Origin of the sequence: Halorhodospira halochloris, assembly GCF_002356555.2 — a bacterium.
GTDB classification, from domain to species: domain Bacteria; phylum Pseudomonadota; class Gammaproteobacteria; order Nitrococcales; family Halorhodospiraceae; genus Halorhodospira; species Halorhodospira halochloris.
Map to the genome: position 1 here is coordinate 2,748,447 of NZ_AP017372.2, position 21,222 is coordinate 2,769,668.

A 21,222-nucleotide genomic window follows, 5' to 3' on the forward strand; every position below is an offset into this window, starting at 1 on the left:
TCTCTTTAATCTTCAGCAGGGATCAATTCATTAGCGCTCAGGTAGTATGAATTATTAATCATAGAATCATGCCTAAGATATTCTTTGTGCGTAATCAAAAGAAGCGCTTTACTGCTGCCCTCTATATGCTCTTTCACTCTTGACCAAACTTGCTGTTCAGCATCGAAATTAAAAGATCGTAATAGCTCATCAGCGAATATGTAATCGACATCTAGCATCATACATCGAGCTATTGAGACAATTTCCTTCTGCCCATTTGAAAGCGCCTCTAGAGGTTTACGCTCTAGCTCCCCTAACGTCAAAAACCCCATAGGGTTGTTATCAACCTCTGCCCCGAAATCCAGCAGTTCCCGGACATAATTATAGCGCTTCATAACAGTTTTTTTGTTAATTTTGGCAAAGAGAGCTGGCAACATTACATTGTCTCTTATACTCAACCCCTCAAGAAAGAAGAATGTTGAGTGTATCATCGAGATATGGTTCGATCTCAGCTTATTAGCCTGATGGCACGATTTAACAGGTCCGCTCGGCCATGATACCTCACCATAACTAGGCGCCATCAAATATGACAACATTTTCATAAAAACAGTCTTTCCAGACCCAGAGGGACCACAAATCACAACCCTTTGTGAAGGAGCAAGACGAAAATCTACGTCTTTTTTGTAAAGGGTATCACCGCCTTTACCAAAGTACACATTAACACCATTAGCAAGTATACCCATGGGTAACTCCCTATGACCTCTCAAGCTGCCGGAACATAAACCACTCCGTCACTGATAATATAATCAGCAAAGCAATCAGATATAAAGCCGCTAATAACAATGAAAAAGTTTGGTATGGCAGCTCTGGGAAGTAGTAGGACTGCAGCAAATGATTCAATGCATAATGCGCTACAGCGTGTCCAAGTGCAGAAACGACGAAACTCACTAGCATGGCAACCGCAATTGCACTGCTAAACAAGCACCACCTAAAACCATTAAGCTTCAAAAAGTAGATTTGCTTCCCGTATGCATCATAAAACTTTTTGAGCCCTACAAACATCATGAATATCATTAGTGCGGCGACAGAAGCTATTAATGCATATATTCCAGTATTTATGTCTCGTGCATGCCTGTCAGCTGCACCGACCATTTCGCTTCTACTGTAAAGGTTTACACCATTTAGAGCGATATCTTGAGCTACAGAATCATAAATCAAAGCCACATATTGAATGTCTTCTGCTAAATCCCCAACCAACCGCTCGAAAGTGTTTTCATTAACTATCAGAAAATTTTCACTTGCAGCTAATTCACCATAATCCACATCAAGCGGAAAATTTATCTGACTGCTAATATATGCATCCTTTTCGGCACCATCGAATCCAGCTCTTACGACGGACAAAGCCCTAGCTGCGAGGAACTCATACAACGACTCCGAAGCCAAAGCGTAGTGCGCATCTCGTGCGGTGCCAATACCTAAATCAAGAATAGCACTAACTCCATCTCGTAGATGATTATCGAAATAGGCAAGCTCTCTGTCCTCATGACAGTCGAGTCCAGATTCACTCGGAGCAATGGGTATAGTATCTGAAGGCAGAATACCCTGCGCCATATCTCTAATCTCTAGATTAAATTTGTTTACACGCGCAGCATCTGCATCTGAGCACGATGAGTACAGCAGTTCTGCCTTTCTATCATGCTGGCGATGGATTTCTATAGGAACTTGAGCATCTCCCAGGACTAAGTAAAGGTCATTATAATTCTCAAAGTAGTCATCAAAACCATCAACCGCCATAATCCAACCAGTGCCGGTATCCCTCAGCTCAGTGAGACGATACTCTTCACCGGCACCTTGCTCTTTACTGCTCTTAATTATCACGTGAGAATGCTTGTCTTTAGCAATTTCGAAATCCAGGCCCAGAACCGCTGTATCTCCAACCCGTACAGTTCCACTTGGCAGGTTTATTGCTGCATCATCGATGATGGCTAATTTTCCAGTAAGATAATTATCGTGCTCTCTTTTAAAGTTTTGAATTTTTTCTTCTAGAGGCTCATCACTTACCGCTAAATTGTTTGGTATTGCCCCATAACGCAGTTGATGGTAGTAATCGTAAAATCCGCTGCCCGTGTGCAACAGCATGAGGAGCATCAGGCCGGCTGATAATGCAAGAGAGAAACCTAAAACTGTTAATGCATTAAGCCGCAGCAGGGATATACCAGCCTTTATGTAGCCGTAGTTAACCATTGTATTGAACAAGCCCACGGTAAAATTTATACGACATGTACCCTAGTGCAAGCATGGCTACAGAGGCATACGTCAGTAACACGATCCATAGGTAATCATAATCTGGTTCAGCATAACGGTGCCATTGCGCAATGGTTTCTCCCCAAAACCCTGTAGCTCCCTTAAACAAAAGCCAACTACCAAGCAGTACGCTTATGAATACTACAGTCAATATCCCAATTGTCCCTACCGCAGTCCTCAATGCTCCAAGGCCATAATGCGCAGATAAAGCCAACAAGGATGACAATTCACGCATAACGTCACTTGATATGATGATCAACGCCGTAAAGATCATAATCCCGAAAAGCACGAAAAACAGCACTGCCGAACTCTCTGTTACAACTAATGCGATCTGCCGCGGAAATGATATATCATCCCGCCATGTTCGCACGCTTATTCCATATTCTGAGTAAGTACTTACTAGCTCAGCACTCACATCTTGATGGAGGGGCCTTATTATGTGCGCGTTAGCCAAGCGCTCGGGAAATAGGTCTTCGGCGATATGATTACTGATAAGCAACCAAGCATGATCATCGACGAGGCCATCCAACGGTTTTATATCAACTTTTACCTCGTTAGCCCCGTATGCTAACGTTACCTTCTCAGCACCGAGCAGGCGATCATGGAGAACGTCATTGACATAAACCGTGGCATTTCTTTCGTTCCGCGAATCAACACCTCGCAACGCGTTGGGCTTGTAGTCACGTGAGTAACTACGCACGCCTGTACGCTGAATCACATAGTTTTGCTCACTCCCTTTAGGTCGGTATGAAAGACCCTCAATTTGAAACTCAAATATCACCCGATCGTGATAATACCCCTGAGGGGGATCTATTTCATCACCAGCTCTAAAGTAATTTTCAGGAAAAAACCCTCTAATCTTCTCAACTATATGTTCGTTATAGGCAACCGTGTGGCTATGAATAAACGCTGATCCACCAAAAAAGAGACAGACAAAAGCAAACAATATCACCTGGTCACTGCGTAAGAAGATATTGCGCGCTACCTCAGCGTAAACTCTAAGCCAGCTCACTACTCAAACACCCAATGTAATCCGGCACCCAATTTCCTCAGCTCCCGCATTTTTTGGTTGACTTAGCACTGCAACCATGCCTATGAAGCCTTCTTTTAGAATTTACCAGCTAATAACACGAACACCCCTAAAGCTCTGCTTGCTCTTCTGACTTTTCTTCCGAATCCGAATCCTCATAACCGAGCAAAACTTTCTTCAATTTAAGCACGATCCACTCGCGCAGCAGTTCTTCCTCAGATTCTGACCCGGCCACACCTAATCGCACTTTTTTGGATAAATGCTCACCTTCTTCACAGCTAAAGACATTCGCCTGCATCTCTAGAACATCAATGAAATCACTTTCTGCATGCTCACTAACGTCACCGAAGGACATTGGGCTATACGCCAATGAAGATACGCCCACACGTTCACAAAGCTCTTGTAAGTACTCCCCGCCTTCGTCGCCTTTGCGCTTATAAAATGTACTTATCTCATCCTTATTAGCCGGGTGCGGGGGGACAATTTCGTGTACAGAAATGATTTCATCGGAGCTATCAACACTACTGTTGTGTTCTGCGACGGCATCGCTCTTGATATCATAAAAGGATGAGCCGAAGTGCAATAAGTCATCCTCAACATCACCGAGCTGATTGTCTTCATTGTACTCGAACGAAAACAACTCTGAAGGAACCAGCAGGAGCGATCTTTCCGCAGCGATGCAGCCACTCCACGCGAGGCCCATAAACAGTACAGCTATCCCCAAACACCTTTTTCGCATCATTAAATCTGTTATACGCATATCTGACTGTTTTTCCTGTGCATTTTTTAATCCCACTTAGAACATATCGTCGCCGTCGCCTGCCTCGCCTCCCTCGCCATTCCCGCCTCCGGAACCACGACCGGCGTGGCTAGCCCCTTCAAGAACCGCTCTTACCGCGCTTGTGGCCTGCTCCTCAATCAGAAGCCGCATCTCTTCCATCTGGAAGGCATCGACAACGTCCCGAGGAATTTGTGCCTCTCTACTGGCTGTAGCCCCAGTACCGGTGTAATATGCGCGGACCAGGAAGCTTAGATCGTCAATCACGTTTTGCCTGAATAGCATCAGCGGCCTGGGCGGTATATCCGTCCAAACGACGATTTCGGCATCGTTATAGTCCAAGAAATCCCTTCGAAAGCCGTCGCCGTGGGCTCTTTCACTTTCGGTGAAGTGCTCAAGCGCAGGGGCATTCAATCTAGCTGGCAATAACCTATACTCGTCTCCTTCAAATTCGAGTACGCCGTCCTCAAAATTGAAATTTTCATCGCGCATCTCTGTAGCAAGCATTGAGCTTGTGTTGCGCAGCAGAGGATAGGTAAACCCTAATACCTCACTTATTATCGCTCCCTCAAGGTCGCCTCTCCTAGCGCCCTCCCCAATCGACTCCTCGTAGCCAGATGCGAAGACCACCTTGGTTTGCTCCTCATCGGCGCTAGCGGCTGCACACCAAACAAGGAGCAAAAGCGCGAGTGCTGCGGGCTTTAATATGGGAGATCTCGACTCATAAACAGCCATCTGCCCCCCCGTCCAACTTTGACCTTATTGCCCTGAAAGACACTTCAGTTCCGTCTACCTGAGGTTCACCGCTGCCCACTATGTCGATATCGGGATACTTATCGTGAACATTTTCAACCAGATCATCGGCTGATAAACCCGAGGTTACCGAAAAGTCGAAAGCGCAGAGATTGCCACTATGCTGGTAATCGATTTGGCTAGCACCCAGTCGCCTCTCTGCGTAGCTTTCGCAAGTATGCTGATTTATGCTTTCATAACTGGAGCTGAATACATATGTAGCATCTTTTAGGGTTTCGCCTGCACGCATCTCTAGGTCACCTGGCGATAAATCCCCCTGGTCAGCGTTGTAGCGGTCCACTAGGGCAAATACCGCCCCTTGCTGAATCTGTCCAGACCCAACCTCTTCGCGCCGCTCGATGCGTGCCGTTGTTCTCGGTGGGCCCTGTTCGGGACCAAATGACCTTATATCGACTTGAACAACATTCCCATCGACGGTCTCATTGATAGCTTCCGCTACCGCGTCTTGCCCCCGCTCCTGGCCATCACAGACAAAGGCTGCCGAGTAAGTGTCAGCCTCGCACTGCTGATAGCCACCAACACTCTCCAACAGTTCTCGTACCTGATGCGCGCGATAGGTTCTTTCCATGCGCTGGATCCGCTCAGTGCAGTCATCATTATACTCCCACTGTTGAATTCGTGGTTTCAAAGCCTCACAGGCTTCATGGTGGGAAATCTCAACCGCGATACCATCTCCACCCGAGTCCATATCAGCGGCTCTCCCACCCTCTAAAAGCGACCTAACGTAGCTTGCAAATTCTGAAGAATCTTTCGATGGGTTGCTGATATACCGCTCACCACTATAAGTGACCCTATATTCACCTCCTGGACGCTTATCGACACCCGCTAGGTGAGTAGCGACGCCTGTAGTCTGCGCATCAACTTTATCCTCAGCAGCTTCAACGATCTGGTCCTCGAAATCTATCCGCTTCTCTCCCTCTGTCCCAATACCCAGCAACTCTAACGACCAACGCCCTGAGCCGGCATTGACCTTGACCGGAAAGCGATCGTTATAAATCTTAAAATGCAACAACTCCCCTTGATCGCCCCCAGCACGCCTGTATACACTTTTATTCACTGGGCACTCCCCTAGGTGGGTTCGCACCGTGGTATTATCACCCTCTTCATGTTTTAGCCTGTACAACCTGTCGGCTATCGGGATGTAGTACATAAATTCCTGAAATTTTTCGCCCGTTAAGTGGCTCAGAATTAGCGCCTCGGTATCGGTAGTAGGTTTGTGTGACGTATAGTTATATATTGGTGATGAGCGTATTTCATCAACTATAATAGAGCTTTGCGCGATCTCATCTTCATTGTATAAGCCAGCGCGCTGCAGAAAGGCCTCATCTTTATCGCTGAGATCATAGTGAAAACTGATCTCCTGCTCGCCATCCTGCTCCAAGTAGCGAAGTCGAATTGGCTCTTCACTATCAACTTGAACGTTTTTATCGTCTGAGTAGAATGGAAGGCGATCGTCTTGGGTAACCCCATATAACTCGGTCTCTAATTCATCACCTTCCTTCAGCAAACGCATTACGCCTACCGTGTCGTTGTCAATAGAAATCAGATACCGCATCTCGTAGTCTTCATTCCAGCTAAATGCATGCGCCGCTGGCATAGCTGCTATGCCCACAATCACCATAGTCAGCACTATAAAAACCGGAACAGACTCGCTTCTCATCTTCACTCTCCTCCAAGCTTGACTCGCGGCGGAACCAGCGCAAAACGCTCTTGTGCTTCAATTCGTCCCTCCTCCCCAACGGCGGCATCCAGCTGCAACTCTTCTTTAGCCACCTCACCTTGACTAATGTCACCCAAATCAGCCACTGCCACTGGATCGCTCGAATCATTGCCAGTCGCGGTTCCAATCTCTACTGATAAACTAGTCAGATCAGCAACCGCTGGAGCCCCATCTGCAGCATGTCGCCCATTAGAAGCCTGAACCCGCAGCTGATCCGTCGCTTCACCATCGCCGTGGGGCTCTTCATTTGAACCACCAATATGTTCGACAACTATTACCGAGCGCGGCGGCATTGCCCGCCTGATAGATTTACCTACCTCGATCGGATCGTAGTCCAACTCCCGAGTCGTTTGGCGTGGCTCCCGACGCGGACCATGAGCTCCTGCTACCATCTGGTAGCAGGTCATGTCGTAGCTAACTTGCGCAGGCTCAGCACCAAGCTCTTCAATCGCGATCTCTAGGCTATCATTAGCCGCCTCGTACTCACCCTCTTCTTTCTTATCAGCAGCTTCCCAGTACGCACTAATGGCCTCACCCATTAGATCATCATTAAACTCACAATCCTCCGCTCCGGCAATACCTGCATGGAATAGCGCACTTCCCGCGTAAAAACACAAACAGCAGCCAGCCAGTTTTACCTGCGCAAAAGCTCCCTTTTTGAGTGCATGACCAAACTGAATCATGGCGAGCGCACCCAATTCATTGATATAGATGATAAGACTTCATCGTAGTCTTCCCCTCCAGCGATGGTATTCTCCCGCGCCTCGAAGGCAAGCTCTAAGCTCAACTCGCCGTGCTCCCGAATAGCATTAAACCCAATGCCGAGTGTCGCCCCATCAGAATCTATCGCGTCCGATGTTGAGCTGTAATAGCCACTCCTAAATGACAGACTACCGCCAGCTAAACCCAATTCTAGGCCTACGCTATTAGTCTCCATGTCATCATATTCTGTAGTAACCGCTTCATAACCCGTTTCTCTGTGCGATGCAGTCAGAGACACTAGGTATCCCGTGCCTTGGTAGTGCATTGCAGCACCATAAGAGACCTCTTCAGGCAGTCCCCATGGCTGTTTTGATACTGGACTGTCCATACTCCCATCTACATCAAATACTTCAGCCTCATCAAATGTCGCCTCGCTGCGATATGATCCACCCAGATCGAAACTAAATGTACGAGTATCTACAATGCGGGCTTTTAGACCTGCCACCCCAAAGAACTCTTCATCAGAATAATCGTCTTCTTCGTCTTCACGCCAGTCTGCTGAACTCTCTAGGTAACCAGCCGATGCTCCGAGGCTTATGAATAGGCCTTCGCCGTGCTCTGCCCTGTCGCTAATATCCCAGCCAAAACCGACCATATAGGCGTCTAACTCTTGAGCGTTTTCATCGCCGTGGGATACCTCCCAAATAGGGGAGTACATAAACCCATAGGACAGTGTTGGAGTTAATGCAGCCATCCCAAGCATGTAGTTATCAACCTTGTCACCTGTTGGGCCAGCTGCCGCCTGCACCGACTGTGAATATTCAAGGCTTGAGACCACCTGTTGTTGGGTTTGTATCTCCCCTTCAGCATCTTCCCAGACAAAATCAGGCCGTACCATCGCCGCAGGATTATAAAGGAGACTAGACACATTCCCTGGTGCCGCGGTGAATGCGCCGCCCATGCTCGTAGCCTTTGTGCCGGGATAACTAATCAAGGGGTCCGCGATGGCATCCCCCACCTTGCATGCCGTAATTACGCAGCCAATCACGAGGGCCTGTCTCACCTTGCTGTCTCTCATTGCGCTACCACCCAATAATAGACTGTCCCATCATCCGGATCTTCCCACTCTTCCTTTACCTCAACGCCTCCGAGCATACGATGGGAACGTTGTTGCACCTCGCTCCTGCGCTCACTTTGATCCCTATCCGAGCTAGCAACAACCTCTTCTTCTCCCTCAACCTGAACAGACCCCTGACGATTGATTTCAGCCTTAGCGCGCATCAGCGCGACTTCTTTGTCCTCATCGGCTTCTGCATAACCGACAGCAGCCCTTTTGCCCTTTACCCCGGGCTCTGTCACCCAGCGGGGCTGTTCTGCACTCGGGTCAGCGGCAGCTTCATCGGCTGCCTCGGCCTCACTTATTTCGGGTTGCCCAACTGGGGAAGCGCAACCGTACTGGCCAATACAGATCGCGCAACCTACAAGATATGCCGTAACTGGCTTCCCCCTAAGAACCGGTGTAATCATTACCACTACCCTCACCTACCAGAATTTATTGGTATGGCTTACACGGCGAGCCTATCAATCGCCTCAGAAGACATAGCGCAAACCAACAGTCGTTGAAATAACCTCTGGAACCTCGTCGTCTTCTTCGCTGTATATCATGTACTCAGCGGATACCCACAAATCCCTCAAAAGGTTCAACCCCACCGCAGCGCCGTAAGACGGACCAAAACTGGGATCAGTTACTAGACCCTCTGCACTGACCTGTACCGCAGCGACTCCAGCCAGCAATTCCGCTGACAGAGCGCGTCCGGATAGACGTGCCCGGTAGTGGATTGCGCTGAGTGTATCGATTTCGGTTTCACTGTCTTCATCAAGCTGGTAACCGATACGTCCTTCCAGTGCGTGGATGCCATCAGCACCGCCAAAATGCCCGCCCCCGCGAACTATAAGCACATCGCCGCTGTCGTCTTTCTCTCCATCTCCCTCACCAAGGCTAATATCTGTCTGTCCATAGTTTAAGTAAATATATGGGACAATCCCGCCCCTGTCATCGTTGTTTGCATAGGCCGCCGTAAAGCCCACAAAAAAAGCCCCAAGCAAAACCGACTTAGATACCAGCCTTGATGCCTCAACGCTCATCAGTGATTTCATGATATGTAATCTCAACTTTCAGACCTTCAAACGCCAGTACTTCTTAATCATCAGAAATACCGAACTACTCCAATACCGGAAGATTGAAGCTCCTGATCAAATGCATTTGCATTGTCCCCCCCCCAAGGATCATCAACCTCAAAGGCTTGAGTCTCGCTAAACATTGTTATTCCGGTGCTATCAGTAAGCGCCACCTGGGCACCAATCGAAAAACGGTAGCCGAAACCACCTCCTGTCTCATCATCTTCGGATCTAAATGATGCTGGTTCCCTTTCGGCACTCGCACTGCCATATATAAGCCCTAAGGTTCCAAATAAATCAAGGCCAGGGAGTATCTCGAAGGTAGCACGAGCACTACCGCCAAAGATTAAAAAATCTAACTCAAGATCTTCCGCATTAAATCCGGGAACGTAGGTCAAGTGCCCCTCGAAGCCTAACGTCCCAAGAAGCCCTATGTTAGTCCTACCTGGATAACCTACTAGAGCGGAAATGCCTGTCTCTGTCTGCCCATGGAACTCCCTTTCAGGTGGATCACTAGCCAACCGTTCAATACCCCCGGCTTCCTCATAGGTGGTTTCTAAGTAGCTCAGCCCCCAATATGAAGATGTCGTTCCGAATACAGCCTTAGCTACGCCTGTTGATAACAAAAAGGGAAGCAACGCCAAAGCTGAAAACAACCTGATAAACAGGCGCGCATGCCGCAAACTTCTTGTATCCATATAACTCGCCCACCCGTTGACTCGTTACAATAGTAGTTACGTAATGCACTGTACGATCAGAATTTTCAAACAGCTAATCTAGTACAGAAGGGGGTGTCAAGGTGAGTTCTTGTGATCACCCGTAACCGCTCAATAAGACGCCCTGTATACAAACAGAGGCCACTAAATGGATGCACCTAGCATCTTCCCAAGTTGTCAACAATTAAAGCCATGGCTGCTACCTAGCCCCCCTGCTTATGTCAGCACTTTTCACTGATAAGCGGCGCTGAGTAACTCGGAAAACTTTATTCACAACTCCCAACATCAGCAAATTAGTCAAATAAAGACGGGGCCTTTCTAGATGCTTTGCGGAGGAACACCGCACACCCGAGGCTACGGCACCTCTAGAATATCCACAATATCAAAGTGAGAATTGAAACCGTCAAGCAGAGAAGAACCACACGCGCGCGGCGTTTTTGCACATGCCATCTGAGTTAACCTCTTGGGAGCTTTACACAATTCGGCTAATCGCTATGGCCAAAGATGCAATGATGGTTAGCGGCTGAAAGGTGTTATTGAAGGACGCTTCCAAAACTCCCCCGAATCCCCCAGAGCCACTTGCGCCCCAATGTGGAGATCTTTGCGTCATCAAGCCTTCTGAGATAGATTAACGGCGTATCGGCGTCCTCCACTCCGGGGCAGCAAAACGGCTAAGTGCGTAGTTTTAGAGGTTCCGAGTAGTATGCAGCCCACACTCTTTATGCTCCGGCGCCTCCCACCACCATCTTCCGGCCCGGGCATCCTCACCGGCAGCTACCGCCCTGGTGCAAGGGGCACAACCGATGCTGCGATAACCCTTATCGTAAAGGGCGTTGTAGGGAATGGCGTTATCATGGATATACTGCCAGATATCCTCCTCTTGCCAAGCAGCCAGCGGGTTGAACTTCATCAGCTGATTAGCTTCATCGAACTCCTCAACCGGCAAGTGCTCGCGGGTAACAGCCTGCTCGCGCCGCATGCCAGTCAGCCAAGCACGCTGCCCGGCCAGAGCCCGGCGTAACGGGGCGACCTTGCGAGCCGCGCAGCAGGCCTGCCGCGCCGCAATGCTGGCATAAAAACCATTTATCCCGTAATGCTCCGTGTACTGCTCCACGTCCCCCGTCTGCGGATAGAAGGTCGCTATGATGGCGCCGTAGCGCTCCCGCACCAGCTGATGGAGTGCATAAGTCTCGCTATTCAGGCGCCCGGTGTCGATCGTGAATACAGTGATCCGTGGAGTATTTCGGTAAATAAGATCGAGCAGCACCATATCCTCGGCACTCAGGCTAGAAGCCATGGATGCGGGCAGATACTCCGCCTCGATCCGTTGCAAGGTAGCCACTGTGCTCTCGATTAACTGTTGCAGATTATTCCTATCTGGTCGCCTGTCGGGCCGTCCATCGGGCTGTTTGTTAGCCCTATTAGTAGTGACTTGTGGATCGCGGCTTAGCGTGTAGACAGCGTTAGCTGACATTCTCCTCTCCTCCATAAAATGTTTCGTTTCGCGCTTCTAAAGCCGGGCCTCCAGCGCGTTATGTAGGCTTTCGCTCTCTTGCGATGTGCGTGCGTTGATCGCCTGATCGACCACCTCAGGGGTTAAGTGCGGGGCAAACAGCTGGATAAATTCATAGATAAAGCTGCGCAGGTGGCTGCCACGCCGAAAGCCGAGATTGGTAGTGCTCGGGGCGAAGAGGTGGCTGGCATCCAAAGCGACCAGACCGTGATCCTGATCAGGGTCAAAAGACATCCGAGCTATTATGCCGACCCCCAGGCCGAGGCTGACGTAGGTCTTGATGACTTCAGCATCGGTGGCTGTAAATACCACCTGCGGCGCTAGCCCTGCGGCCTGGAAGGCTTCATCGAGCCGCGACCGCCCGGTAAAACCGAATAGGTAGGTCACCAGCGGATAGGCGTTAAGATCCTCCAGGGTCAAGGTCTCCTGGTGGGCCAAGGGGTGGTCGTGAGGCACCACCACACTGCGATTCCAGCGATAGCAAGGCATCATCACCAGGTCCTCGAAGTGCTCAATGCCCTCAGTGGCGATAGCCAGATCGACTTGGCCCCGGGCGGCCAGCTCGGCTATCTGCAGCGGGGTCCCTTGGTGCATCTGCAAGGTCACCTCGGGGTAACGCTGGCGAAACTTGCGGATGACCGCCGGCAAGGCGTGTTTGGCCTGGGTCTGGGTAGTGGCAATAGATAAGTGACCGCGCTCCTCGGCGGCGTAATCGGCGGCGATCGCCCGGATATTGCGCTCCTCTTCCAGCAGCCTGATGATCGCCTCGAGCACCTTCTCACCGGCCGGGGTCAATTTGGCTAACGACTTGCCGCTGCGAATGAATAACTCCACCCCCAACTCGTCTTCGAGCATGCGGATCTGCTTGCTGATACCCGACTGTGAGGTGTACAGCGCCTCAGACGCCGCGGAGATATTCAGGTTGTGGCGAACGATTTCGTGGATATAACGTAGCTGTTTGAGTCGCATAATATTTCCCTTTTTGGCTGGGCATGCAGGGCGCTGCGAAACGGTTTGACGCCGACCCGGGCCACTACAGCGGAGAAGCTCTCCGACGGCCGCAGCCGCAGCTCTTGGTAGCGCTCAGCCAGTGCCTCTACCACGTCCGGCACCTGCTCCTGGGGTACCGCTGGACCCAGCAGCTGGCCGAGGCGCAGATCGCCCCGCGGCGACCCGCCAATCACGAACTGGAACCAATCATGGCCATTCTTGCTAACACCGCGGAGCCCGATCTCGCTTATCGCGTGGTGACTGCAGCCGTTCATGCAGCCAGAAATAGCCAGCTGCGTATCGCCAAGCTCTTTGGCCGCTGGCGAGGTACTGAGTCGCTCATGGATAAGCTCGGTGACTGCGCCGGTCGCGGTATTGGCCAGTTCGCATGCACCCTTACCGGGGCATGCCAATGGGCAAGAGGGGGAGCCGGCGATTGGCTCTGCTAGCCCCGCATTGCGCAACTCCTGCCATAAGCCGTAAAGCCTGTTCAGAGGCACATGGGGAATGAGGATGTTTTGCTGCTGCGTGCAGCGCAGCTCCCCACCATTCACCCATTGCGCTAAGCTGGCGAGCTGCTCCAACTCGGCGCTTGTTATATTACCCGCAGCCTGCCCGCGCCCGCGCAAGCAGACAGTGACCGCGCGGCGCTCTTCCCGGCTTTGGGGCTGACTATTCCACAGCAGCCAGCGGCCGAATTCGGCATCTGCCCGCGCCCAGACATCGAGCAAATCCGCAGTCAGTACCTCATACTCACCGGATCGGGGATTTAATCCGGGGAGGCTGGCAACGGCTGCTGCATAGCTTGAGGCATCAATGCTTAGCTCAGCCAGCGCCTGCTCGTCGGCGGCTATTGCTTCAAGTTCCGCCGCAACTGCACTGCGGATATTAGCGATGCCTCGCTCTTCGACAAAGCTCTTAAGCCGAGCGCGCTGTTTGTCGTGGCGCTGACCATCGCGGTCATAGACGCGCAGAATGGCCTCTAGGTAAAGCAGCAACTCGGAGCCTGGAATATCGGCGTAGAGGAGCTTCGCTAAGGCGGGCCGGCGCCCCAAACCGCCCCCTATCCAGATCTCAAAACGGGACTGCTCAGCACTACCTCCGGTAATCCGTAAACCGATATCGTGCGCGCGCAAGGCGCTGCGGTCATCAGCCCGGGTGCTTATCGCTATCTTGAGCTTGCGCGGCAGGTTGGCAAAACCCTGATGGAGGGTAGCCCAGTGGCGCAATAGTTCGCTCCACGGACGAGGATCAGTGACTTCCTCAGCCGCCAGCCCGGCTAGGGGGTCGATAGTTACTGCCCGAATGCACGGCCCGCTGGTTTGCATGGTGTAAAGGCCGCTTGCAGCAAGTTCCCCTATTAGCTGCGGAACTTGCTCTAGCCGGGCTTGGTAGAGCTGAATGTTTTGCCGGGTAGTGAAATGGCCTCTGCCATCGGCAAAGCGCCGTTGCAGGTCTGCTAGATGGCGAAGCTGGGAGGCGGACATCACCCCGTCGGGGATGGCGATGCGTAGCATCGACTCGCCATTTTGGAAGAAGAGTCCGTTGCGCAGCCGCAGTGGCGTAAACTCCGTTTGATCCAGTTCGCCGGAGAGGTAATCACTGATCGCTTGTTGAAAGTGAGCAACGTTTTCGCTGATTAGGCTTCTTTTGGAGGCGTTCAGCACAGACATGGCGGTACCCGCTTTACTGTTGACTAAGGTCAATATAGCGGCTTATGTTTGCGCCGTGAAATAATAAATGGACATGTGCTTATGCCGATATAGAATAACGGCGGTTAAAAAGAGGCTCAAAAACTCCCCCAGAGCCACTTGGCTGCCCCGCTGTGGAGGACGCCGTGAATCCATCCCTGGAGGCTTCATGGCGCCATCCATGGCGCCAAGACCTCCACAGCGGGGCAGCCAAGTGGCTCTGGGGGAGTTTTAGGGGCGCCCAAGCAGCCTGCCGAATCTCAGACAGGTAGCTTGATTTACATAAGCAACAACAAAAGGCCCGCAAGCGCGGGCCCTAATTGATAGTCCTTTTTGTTGTTATAGCGCTTCCTATTGCTGCTCTTTTTGGTTACTCCTCCTCAATTTCGTTATTCAGATTGAAGTTTGAGTAGGCTTGACCGGGCGGAGCCACCCCAGGCGCTACCCCGCCTCGGTACCAGATATGCTCGCCGACAGTAACGCCATCAAATGGCGGTCCCCCGGCTCTGTTTATCACACCGTCATGGCAAGAAGTGCATACCGAAGAGATCGGGCTCATTTTACGGTGAACGCTAAGATCGTCTATCTCTGCGTCACCGATCGTCCCATGATCTCCTCCCCAATCGCCGGTCAAGGCTGTAGAGCCGATAAGGTCGGCCGGTAAGTTTTCCAGCATATAAGTACCGCCGTCGAGGCCCTCCACATGGCAGCTTAAGCAATTACTCACGAAGCCGGGATAGTTGGTGTTGTCGCGGGTAGTTGCACGACCCTTAAAAGATTCCTCCCTATATCCACTTCCGTCGCGACCGGAGGCATGGACAGCGTGAATTAGGCGCTTGAAGTCCATGGCTTCCTCATACTTGCCATCTGTATATACGCTGGGATCCATATCCAATTCCACTACTTCTTCGCGCCCAGGAGGCGGTCCTTGTAACAAGTCCGTTCCAATCGCCGGACGATACGCCACATCCGTCATCTGTGGATTGTGGCAGGTTACGCATACTTGGGGATTATTCGTCCGGTTCTCACCGTGATAGGAAAGCTGCATGTGACAGCTGCGACAGCCCTGAACACCTCCGTGTCCAGCAGACTCATCTCCCAGTAAAGGATCTGAGTTAGCAACGCGATCGAAATCGACAACTTGGCGCCTCCCATCATCATCGGCGAGTAGCTCGCCATTACCGGTAAAGGCAAAGTCTGCCGCGGCGCTGGGCAAACGGACTGTTGATTCATCATCGCTCTCAATCGTCCCTTCTACTACTACTGTCGCTGTGCTCGACTGCGGGGAGTTAAAGTCATCCCAGTCCGTGCGGGTAATCTCCGACCACGGCAGACTGACAGTATAATTACCTCCCTGGTTGCTACCCTCTATTAAATCGACCGTTTCCGTTGGCGCTGCGGGCTGTCGCGCATCACCGCTTGAATGGTTATAGTCCGGTGAACCGTCAGCCATCCACCCGAAAAAGATACTGACATCGCTCAGGTCTAGATCGTCATCGCCAAGTTCCCCAACTTCATCGTCGTGCACCAAGAGGTTGCCCGTATTTCGATCCCTAATGGCAACCTCGGCCTCAAAACCGTCCTCATCGACCTCAGCTCGGTTGATCTCGACTTCGAAACGGTCCGCAATGAGGCTTTGGCGGATTAGCATTAAGTGGGCTCTGTCAATGTCATTATTACCACCATCACCAAGATCACTGGAATCCCAGCCTGCTGGCGTATGACAACCCCCGGCGCAGCTCTCAGATGATTCATCGGTACCGGGGCCATGCGCTGTCAGCCACTCTTCTTTATCATCCAAATCCAGATAACCATCTCCGTAAATCCTATACGCCGGATCACCATCATCATCCTTATGCCAATAGCGATCATCATGGCAGGAATGGCAGGCCTCTATACTCACCACATCGTGCCAATTATCACCTTGCGGGGTTCGTTCAGCTAAAAAGAGCCGCTCCAGGTCATCTGCCCCGTTGCCCGGCCCCAGCTCTGTCGCTAGATCGCTTAGAGCGCTGTAACTCTCCTCGCCCATGTGGCACTTGACGCAATTTGCTACGCCCTCTGAATCGCCAGAACTTGGGCCTTGCGGGAAATTGACGCTCGTCCAGTCCGTAGCCTCATCAGGTATAAATCCATCAACGCCGGCACTAGGCAGATCTGACCCCCTGTGGATCCTGTGTGCTAACTGTTTAAGATCGAGGCTGCGGCCACTAGCTGCGTCCAGGTTCCCCGGGTTATGGCAGGTTACGCACATCTGCACCTCAGAGCGGTTACCTCCATGCGCCGAGATCTGATCATGACAGGAGTTACAGCTCGCTGTGTCGACTATCTCGCGGGCCGCGGGCGCGGTGTGATCTGTATCAGCCGGATCATATTGCTCGGCATCAACTCTGCCATCAGCCATAACATGACTGTAATTGCCCTCATCACCGGCTGGCACGAAGTCGTACCAGACGTTATGGCCCGGATCACCATTAACCTGTAGAGCCAGACGATGGGTTTGTTCTTCCTTATAGGCAACAATCAACTCGTTATCGTCGCTTACAAAGACCCCTGCCGGAAGGGCCGTCCCATCCGGCCACCAGCAGACTGGTTTATCACCATTATTTCCATTTGGATCTATCTGGCTGTCATCGTAATCAGCCTCACTACACTCTATATGATCGCTAAGATCTGGCACCTCAGAGCTGAAGCCCTTTATTTCATACTCTGCATCATCCGAGCCATCCAATGAAACATCAAAATCATGCTCACCCCACTCATTCAAGGTATTATCGTCATCATCTTCAATAACCTCATCATCAATTTCAATAACCACCTCGTTGCCATTGATACTGACATGCTCCCCATCAGCAGGTTGTGGGCGTGGCGGATGGTCAATTAGTGGGTCTCCTAGGTCATCCCGTGGCGATGGGCCAACCTCGTTGAAATAGCTCTGCCAATCGTGGCCATATTGGTTTTCATCATCCTCTCTTACCCTTGGGGCTAGGCGCGCAAAGGTTGCAGAGACAGAGGCATCGCTGGGAAGTGCCTGATTTAACTGCGCTGTAATAGTTATGCCGTCTTCACCATCAACATCTACGTCCACAGTATCGATAGCAAGCCCCTCGACCCCCAAATCAGCCGGTGAGTCGTTGCCCGCCAAACCGACGTTGTGCACCTCCGGGTCGCCTATGTCCTGCCATTCATGTTCGCCGTGGCAATCTATACACGTCTCTCCTAAGGGGTCGAGGTTCTGGATACTGGCCCACTCATTTTGGTGGAAACTCGTCTCAGCATCTTCCGTCCAGGCAGCCTCATGTTCGTCATCCGCCTCATCGCAGCCGGCTAACGACAGCATGGCCAGTCCTATGGCTATGATCAGAGAACTGAGAGGCCTTTGCTTGCTACCGATCGCCCAATCAGCTCTGCCGACATCTCCCGGCGAACTTACTGGCCCCCTAACCCCGCTACTCACGGCTTTCTGGGGAAATGTGCCGTTGCCGATCTGCCAATCGCTTGTGTTTATCATCTTCATCTTTGAGTGCCCTCAACCGTCAGAACCGATAACCGAGCGAAGCGACCATCATGTGCGCGGTGTAGTCGTAGGCTTCACGCCCCATGAGAACCATGTCGTCGTCGAAATCGTCATCCCAGCCCGGCCCGAAACCGCGGCTCCAGTCCTGCTCCTCAAAGCTCTGGCCTAAGTACGCCAAGCGCAGCTGCAGTTGCTCGCTCGCGGCATACTCGCCGTAGAGCTCCAACTGCGTCATGCGGATTTCCAAGGTCGGGAAATCGCCACCATCACTTACTGAGATATCGGTATCCGACTGTAGATAAAAAACCTCTGCGCCCAACTCCAGCCGCTCATCCTCAAGCAGGCTAAGTGTCCCGCCTAAGCCGACGGTCAGGACTTCCTCATCCTGGGTCAGATCGCGCTGAATACCGCCTTGATCACGAACATGATCCTCAAAGACCACAAAGCTGTATCCAGAGATCATCTCATCTGGGAAGTAATCCACGGTTAACGTGTATGCATATCGTTCGTCGGAGAGCATGCCGACTGCAGATTCGTGGTAGTCGTCTTCGGTGGCAGTCAACTCCAGACCTATGGCCAATTCCGGGATAACCGCATAGCTACCTATGGCTCCCGCCTCGATCCGACGCAGATCAGCCAAGTGGTACATGCGCATAGTTGGAACATTCGAGGCAATCCCAGGCTGAGTCGCCTCAAGGCCGTAGTAATTGGCGCCGTAACGGTCCAAGTAACTGGCGTAGATACTGCCGCTAAGTGAATCGGTTACTTGGCTGCGCACACGGGTGTGGACGGTGTGATCCTGCGTGTCATCGTCGGCCAAGTCCCGCTCTGTCTGCTCATATTCGTAACCCAAGAGCAGATTGGTGCGTGCCGGCAGACGGATATCGGCATCCAAATCTGCCGTATGGCGTGTCAATGAGTGTACCCGGGTTCTCTCGTTGCCCTGCAACTCATAGTGCGGAGTGCTATTGTCCCGATCGTCGTAGCGATAACCGCCGCGTATCTGTACCCGCGGGGTAAAGCGATGGGTACCGCGCACACCTATGCGAGTGGTATCTATCTGACCATTTAGTGACTCATCGAGAATACTAAGATTCTGCTGATATTCCGTATCCTCAACAAAATCCTCATCCTGCTCAGCCCGGCCTATATCCACATTCATGTGGAGCGTAGTCTCCGGCTGAAAGGAATAGGCCGCCGAACCGTAGACCCGCTGATAGGTATTATCCGGGGCAAGCGAAAGGGTATGGACATCAGGATCCCCCCAGTCATCCGAATGGGGGTCCTCAACCTCAAAATAGTTGGCCTGATCAGCATCATCACGACGGCCATAAGACCGCACCCCGTCAAGGTGATTGAACCGTGACAAGTGGTAGCCGAAGCGACCTTGTAGCTCCTCTCCAGAGTATGCAGCGCTGATGTCAAATTGATCGGTTCGGTGGTCGACTGGCGCCGGCATTGCGAAGCCCTCTTGGCTGATCCAATCGCCGTAACCACGATAGAGCCGCCCCTCCTTCTCCTCGCGGCTGAAGGAGGCATCGACCTTCCAATCCTCATCCACATGGCGTTGGACGCCAACGCTTAATTGTCTCCGTTCTCTATCAACTTCCCAGTCCCGGGTCCAATCTTCCAGGTCAGCCGTGCTTCCTCCCTCCGGCAATCGCAACCGGTCGCGACCATCTGAACGCAATGGGCTCTGCAAGTCCTCGTCGTAATAGCGAGTCCGCTGGTTATACTCCATAAATACGCCGTAGGTCCCCTGCACCCCATACCGGCCTTCCACCCGCCGCGATCCTATGCCCAAATCCTGACCTTTCAGCTGCATATATCGGGCGTCGTCTTCCCCCTCCCCGCGATAGCGCAAATCGAGTTCAATATGGGGATAAAACCCTTCCTCCTCCGGTCCCGTGTACCGATTTATGTGGTAGTTGTCTTCACTCAGATACCCGGCACCGAACCAGATTTGGGATTCCGCTGGGCCGACAAACACTGATGTCCCTGCTGCTGATCCTGCTTGTGCAGTTGTCTGCAAACACAGCGCAGATATCACCATGGCGCTGCTCATCAGGCGCGTGTTATGCATATTTATTCTCCTTTTCCCCAGCCATCACCGTTTAACGCTGAAACAGTGCGCCGCCCGGGTGATTTGAGCCGTGCACCTCGGAGTGACAGTTCATGCAGCCTTGGCCACGCACCATAAATTGGCCCTGCTGTGGAATGTCATCGCCCGGATCGGCTCCCAGGACGTCCCCCGGGTGCCCCAACGTCACGTGACACGACTGACAGACCTGTGCGGTGCGCGACTCGAGCATGCCGGGATGGACCGAGCCGTGCGGATCGTGGCACTGAGTGCAGTCTTCGCGCACCGGCTGGTGTTCCCACAGAAAGGGGCCGCGGTACTCGGCGTGGCATTGGTAACAGGTCTCGTTGACCTCTCCTTCGCGCAGCTGTGCCGAACCTACTTCACCGTGCGGGTTATGGCAGTCAGAGCACTCAACCTGGCCCTCTCTGACCGGATGGTGATGTGGCCGGTGGAAATCGACGCGCCGCTCCTGATGGCAGTCACTGCATAGCTGCAGCTGGTCTTCGGCCCGCAACAGCCGTTCGTTATCGCTGTGGGCGTTATGGCAATCGATGCAGGCCATATCCTGGAATTCGTGTGCCCCACCGTGCCAGTGCATGCGCTCACCGCCGCTATGGCAGTCGAGGCAGGTTTCGTTAGCCTGGTCGGTAGTTATGTCATCACCGATGTTATAAAAGTGCTCAAAGCCATCGCCGTGACAGGCGTAGCAGAACTGCTCCCCCTCCGCGGCCTGTCCAGCGGGCGAATTCGGATCGGCTTGAACAGCGTGGGCGGTCTCTTCGACCCGCTCAATGTGCTCACGCAGATCTTCCATGCGGCGCTCAGCAACAACCGGTGAGATAGCCCGCACCTCCTCGATTATCTCTTCTACATCTTCTTCGAGCAGCTCTTCTAGTTCATCGGGCTTCTGATCAGCAGCGGCCCCTGCACCTATAGCAACACTCACAATAAGTGCTAGCGAGATAGCCAGCAGAACCGACCAGACAGGTGATGCTGTGCTCGGCGATTTGATTGACAACGGTAGCCCTCCACTCCTGGCGCCATCAGCTGACATTTATCAATTTGATTCCCGTCAGCCTCCAAATAGCAATTCGCGTGCCAAGCACACATCGAGGAATCCTTTTGCACTAAATCAACTGGATGTGCGATTGATTGTATTTGATACAAGTCAATATCGATGGCCAGCTGCTCAATTACCGCTCAGCCCT

At 52.0% G+C, this 21,222-nt stretch carries 17 protein-coding genes; all 17 read right to left on the reverse strand.

From position 1 onward, the window contains the following. Positions 1 to 5: 5 nt before the first annotated feature. Positions 6 to 722 (reverse strand): ATP-binding cassette domain-containing protein, encoded by a 717-nt coding sequence (locus HH1059_RS12590; protein WP_096406648.1) that lies wholly within the window; start codon positions 720 to 722, stop codon positions 6 to 8. A 10-nt stretch (positions 723 to 732) separates the two neighbouring features. Further along, entirely contained in the window at positions 733 to 2,223 is a 1,491-nt protein-coding gene (locus HH1059_RS12595; protein ID WP_096406651.1) for a hypothetical protein, read from the reverse strand. Then, a complete protein-coding gene (locus HH1059_RS12600; RefSeq protein WP_096406654.1) occupies positions 2,216 to 3,295 on the reverse strand; it encodes a hypothetical protein in 1,080 nt (359 codons plus the stop codon). The genes HH1059_RS12595 and HH1059_RS12600 overlap by 8 nt, the downstream gene beginning before the upstream one ends. 127 nt (positions 3,296 to 3,422) lie before the next feature. Next, entirely contained in the window at positions 3,423 to 4,073 is a 651-nt protein-coding gene (locus HH1059_RS12605) for a hypothetical protein (RefSeq protein WP_162549554.1), read from the reverse strand. Positions 4,074 to 4,109: 36 nt separating this feature from the next. Further along, positions 4,110 to 4,721 (reverse strand): hypothetical protein, encoded by a 612-nt coding sequence (locus HH1059_RS12610; RefSeq protein WP_162549555.1) that lies wholly within the window; start codon positions 4,719 to 4,721, stop codon positions 4,110 to 4,112. Between the two features lie 91 nt (positions 4,722 to 4,812). Beyond that, the gene (locus HH1059_RS12615; protein WP_096406661.1) at positions 4,813 to 6,564 is read right to left on the reverse strand and encodes a hypothetical protein; all 1,752 of its coding nucleotides are present in this window, start codon (positions 6,562 to 6,564) and stop codon (positions 4,813 to 4,815) included. 2 nt (positions 6,565 to 6,566) lie between these two features. Beyond that, complete coding sequence (locus tag HH1059_RS12620; protein ID WP_162549556.1) at positions 6,567 to 7,163, reverse strand: hypothetical protein; 597 nt, start codon at positions 7,161 to 7,163, stop codon at positions 6,567 to 6,569. 140 nt (positions 7,164 to 7,303) lie between these two features. Continuing rightward, positions 7,304 to 8,404, reverse strand: coding sequence for a PorV/PorQ family protein (locus tag HH1059_RS12625; RefSeq protein ID WP_231901961.1), 1,101 nt, complete (start codon positions 8,402 to 8,404; stop codon positions 7,304 to 7,306). After that, positions 8,401 to 8,859, reverse strand: a complete 459-nt coding sequence (locus HH1059_RS12630; protein WP_162549558.1) for a hypothetical protein — start codon at positions 8,857 to 8,859, stop codon at positions 8,401 to 8,403. Before HH1059_RS12630 ends, HH1059_RS12625 begins: the two co-directional genes overlap by 4 nt. A 57-nt stretch (positions 8,860 to 8,916) precedes the next feature. Continuing rightward, complete coding sequence (locus HH1059_RS12635) at positions 8,917 to 9,483, reverse strand: outer membrane beta-barrel protein (protein ID WP_096406673.1); 567 nt, start codon at positions 9,481 to 9,483, stop codon at positions 8,917 to 8,919. Positions 9,484 to 9,533: 50 nt separating this feature from the next. Next, positions 9,534 to 10,202, reverse strand: a complete 669-nt coding sequence (locus HH1059_RS12640; protein ID WP_109962904.1) for an outer membrane beta-barrel protein — start codon at positions 10,200 to 10,202, stop codon at positions 9,534 to 9,536. 703 nt (positions 10,203 to 10,905) lie between these two features. After that, a complete protein-coding gene (locus HH1059_RS12645; protein WP_096406678.1) occupies positions 10,906 to 11,694 on the reverse strand; it encodes a phosphoadenylyl-sulfate reductase in 789 nt (262 codons plus the stop codon). A gap of 36 nt (positions 11,695 to 11,730) precedes the next feature. Further along, a complete protein-coding gene (cysB, locus tag HH1059_RS12650) occupies positions 11,731 to 12,702 on the reverse strand; it encodes an HTH-type transcriptional regulator CysB (RefSeq protein WP_096406681.1) in 972 nt (323 codons plus the stop codon). Continuing rightward, positions 12,651 to 14,396, reverse strand: a complete 1,746-nt coding sequence (locus HH1059_RS12655) for a nitrite/sulfite reductase (RefSeq protein WP_096406683.1) — start codon at positions 14,394 to 14,396, stop codon at positions 12,651 to 12,653. The genes cysB and HH1059_RS12655 overlap by 52 nt, the downstream gene beginning before the upstream one ends. Before the next feature lie 388 nt (positions 14,397 to 14,784). Then, positions 14,785 to 17,931 carry an OmcA/MtrC family decaheme c-type cytochrome gene (locus HH1059_RS12660; RefSeq protein WP_096406685.1) on the reverse strand — a complete coding sequence of 1,049 codons (3,147 nt, stop codon included), beginning with the start codon at positions 17,929 to 17,931 and terminating at the stop codon, positions 14,785 to 14,787. A gap of 19 nt (positions 17,932 to 17,950) precedes the next feature. After that, complete coding sequence (locus tag HH1059_RS12665; protein WP_096406688.1) at positions 17,951 to 20,014, reverse strand: MtrB/PioB family decaheme-associated outer membrane protein; 2,064 nt, start codon at positions 20,012 to 20,014, stop codon at positions 17,951 to 17,953. Positions 20,015 to 20,045: 31 nt separating this feature from the next. After that, positions 20,046 to 21,032: a DmsE family decaheme c-type cytochrome gene (locus tag HH1059_RS12670; RefSeq protein WP_162549559.1), complete on the reverse strand. Its 987-nt coding sequence runs from the start codon at positions 21,030 to 21,032 to the stop codon at positions 20,046 to 20,048. Positions 21,033 to 21,222: the final 190 nt, after the last annotated feature.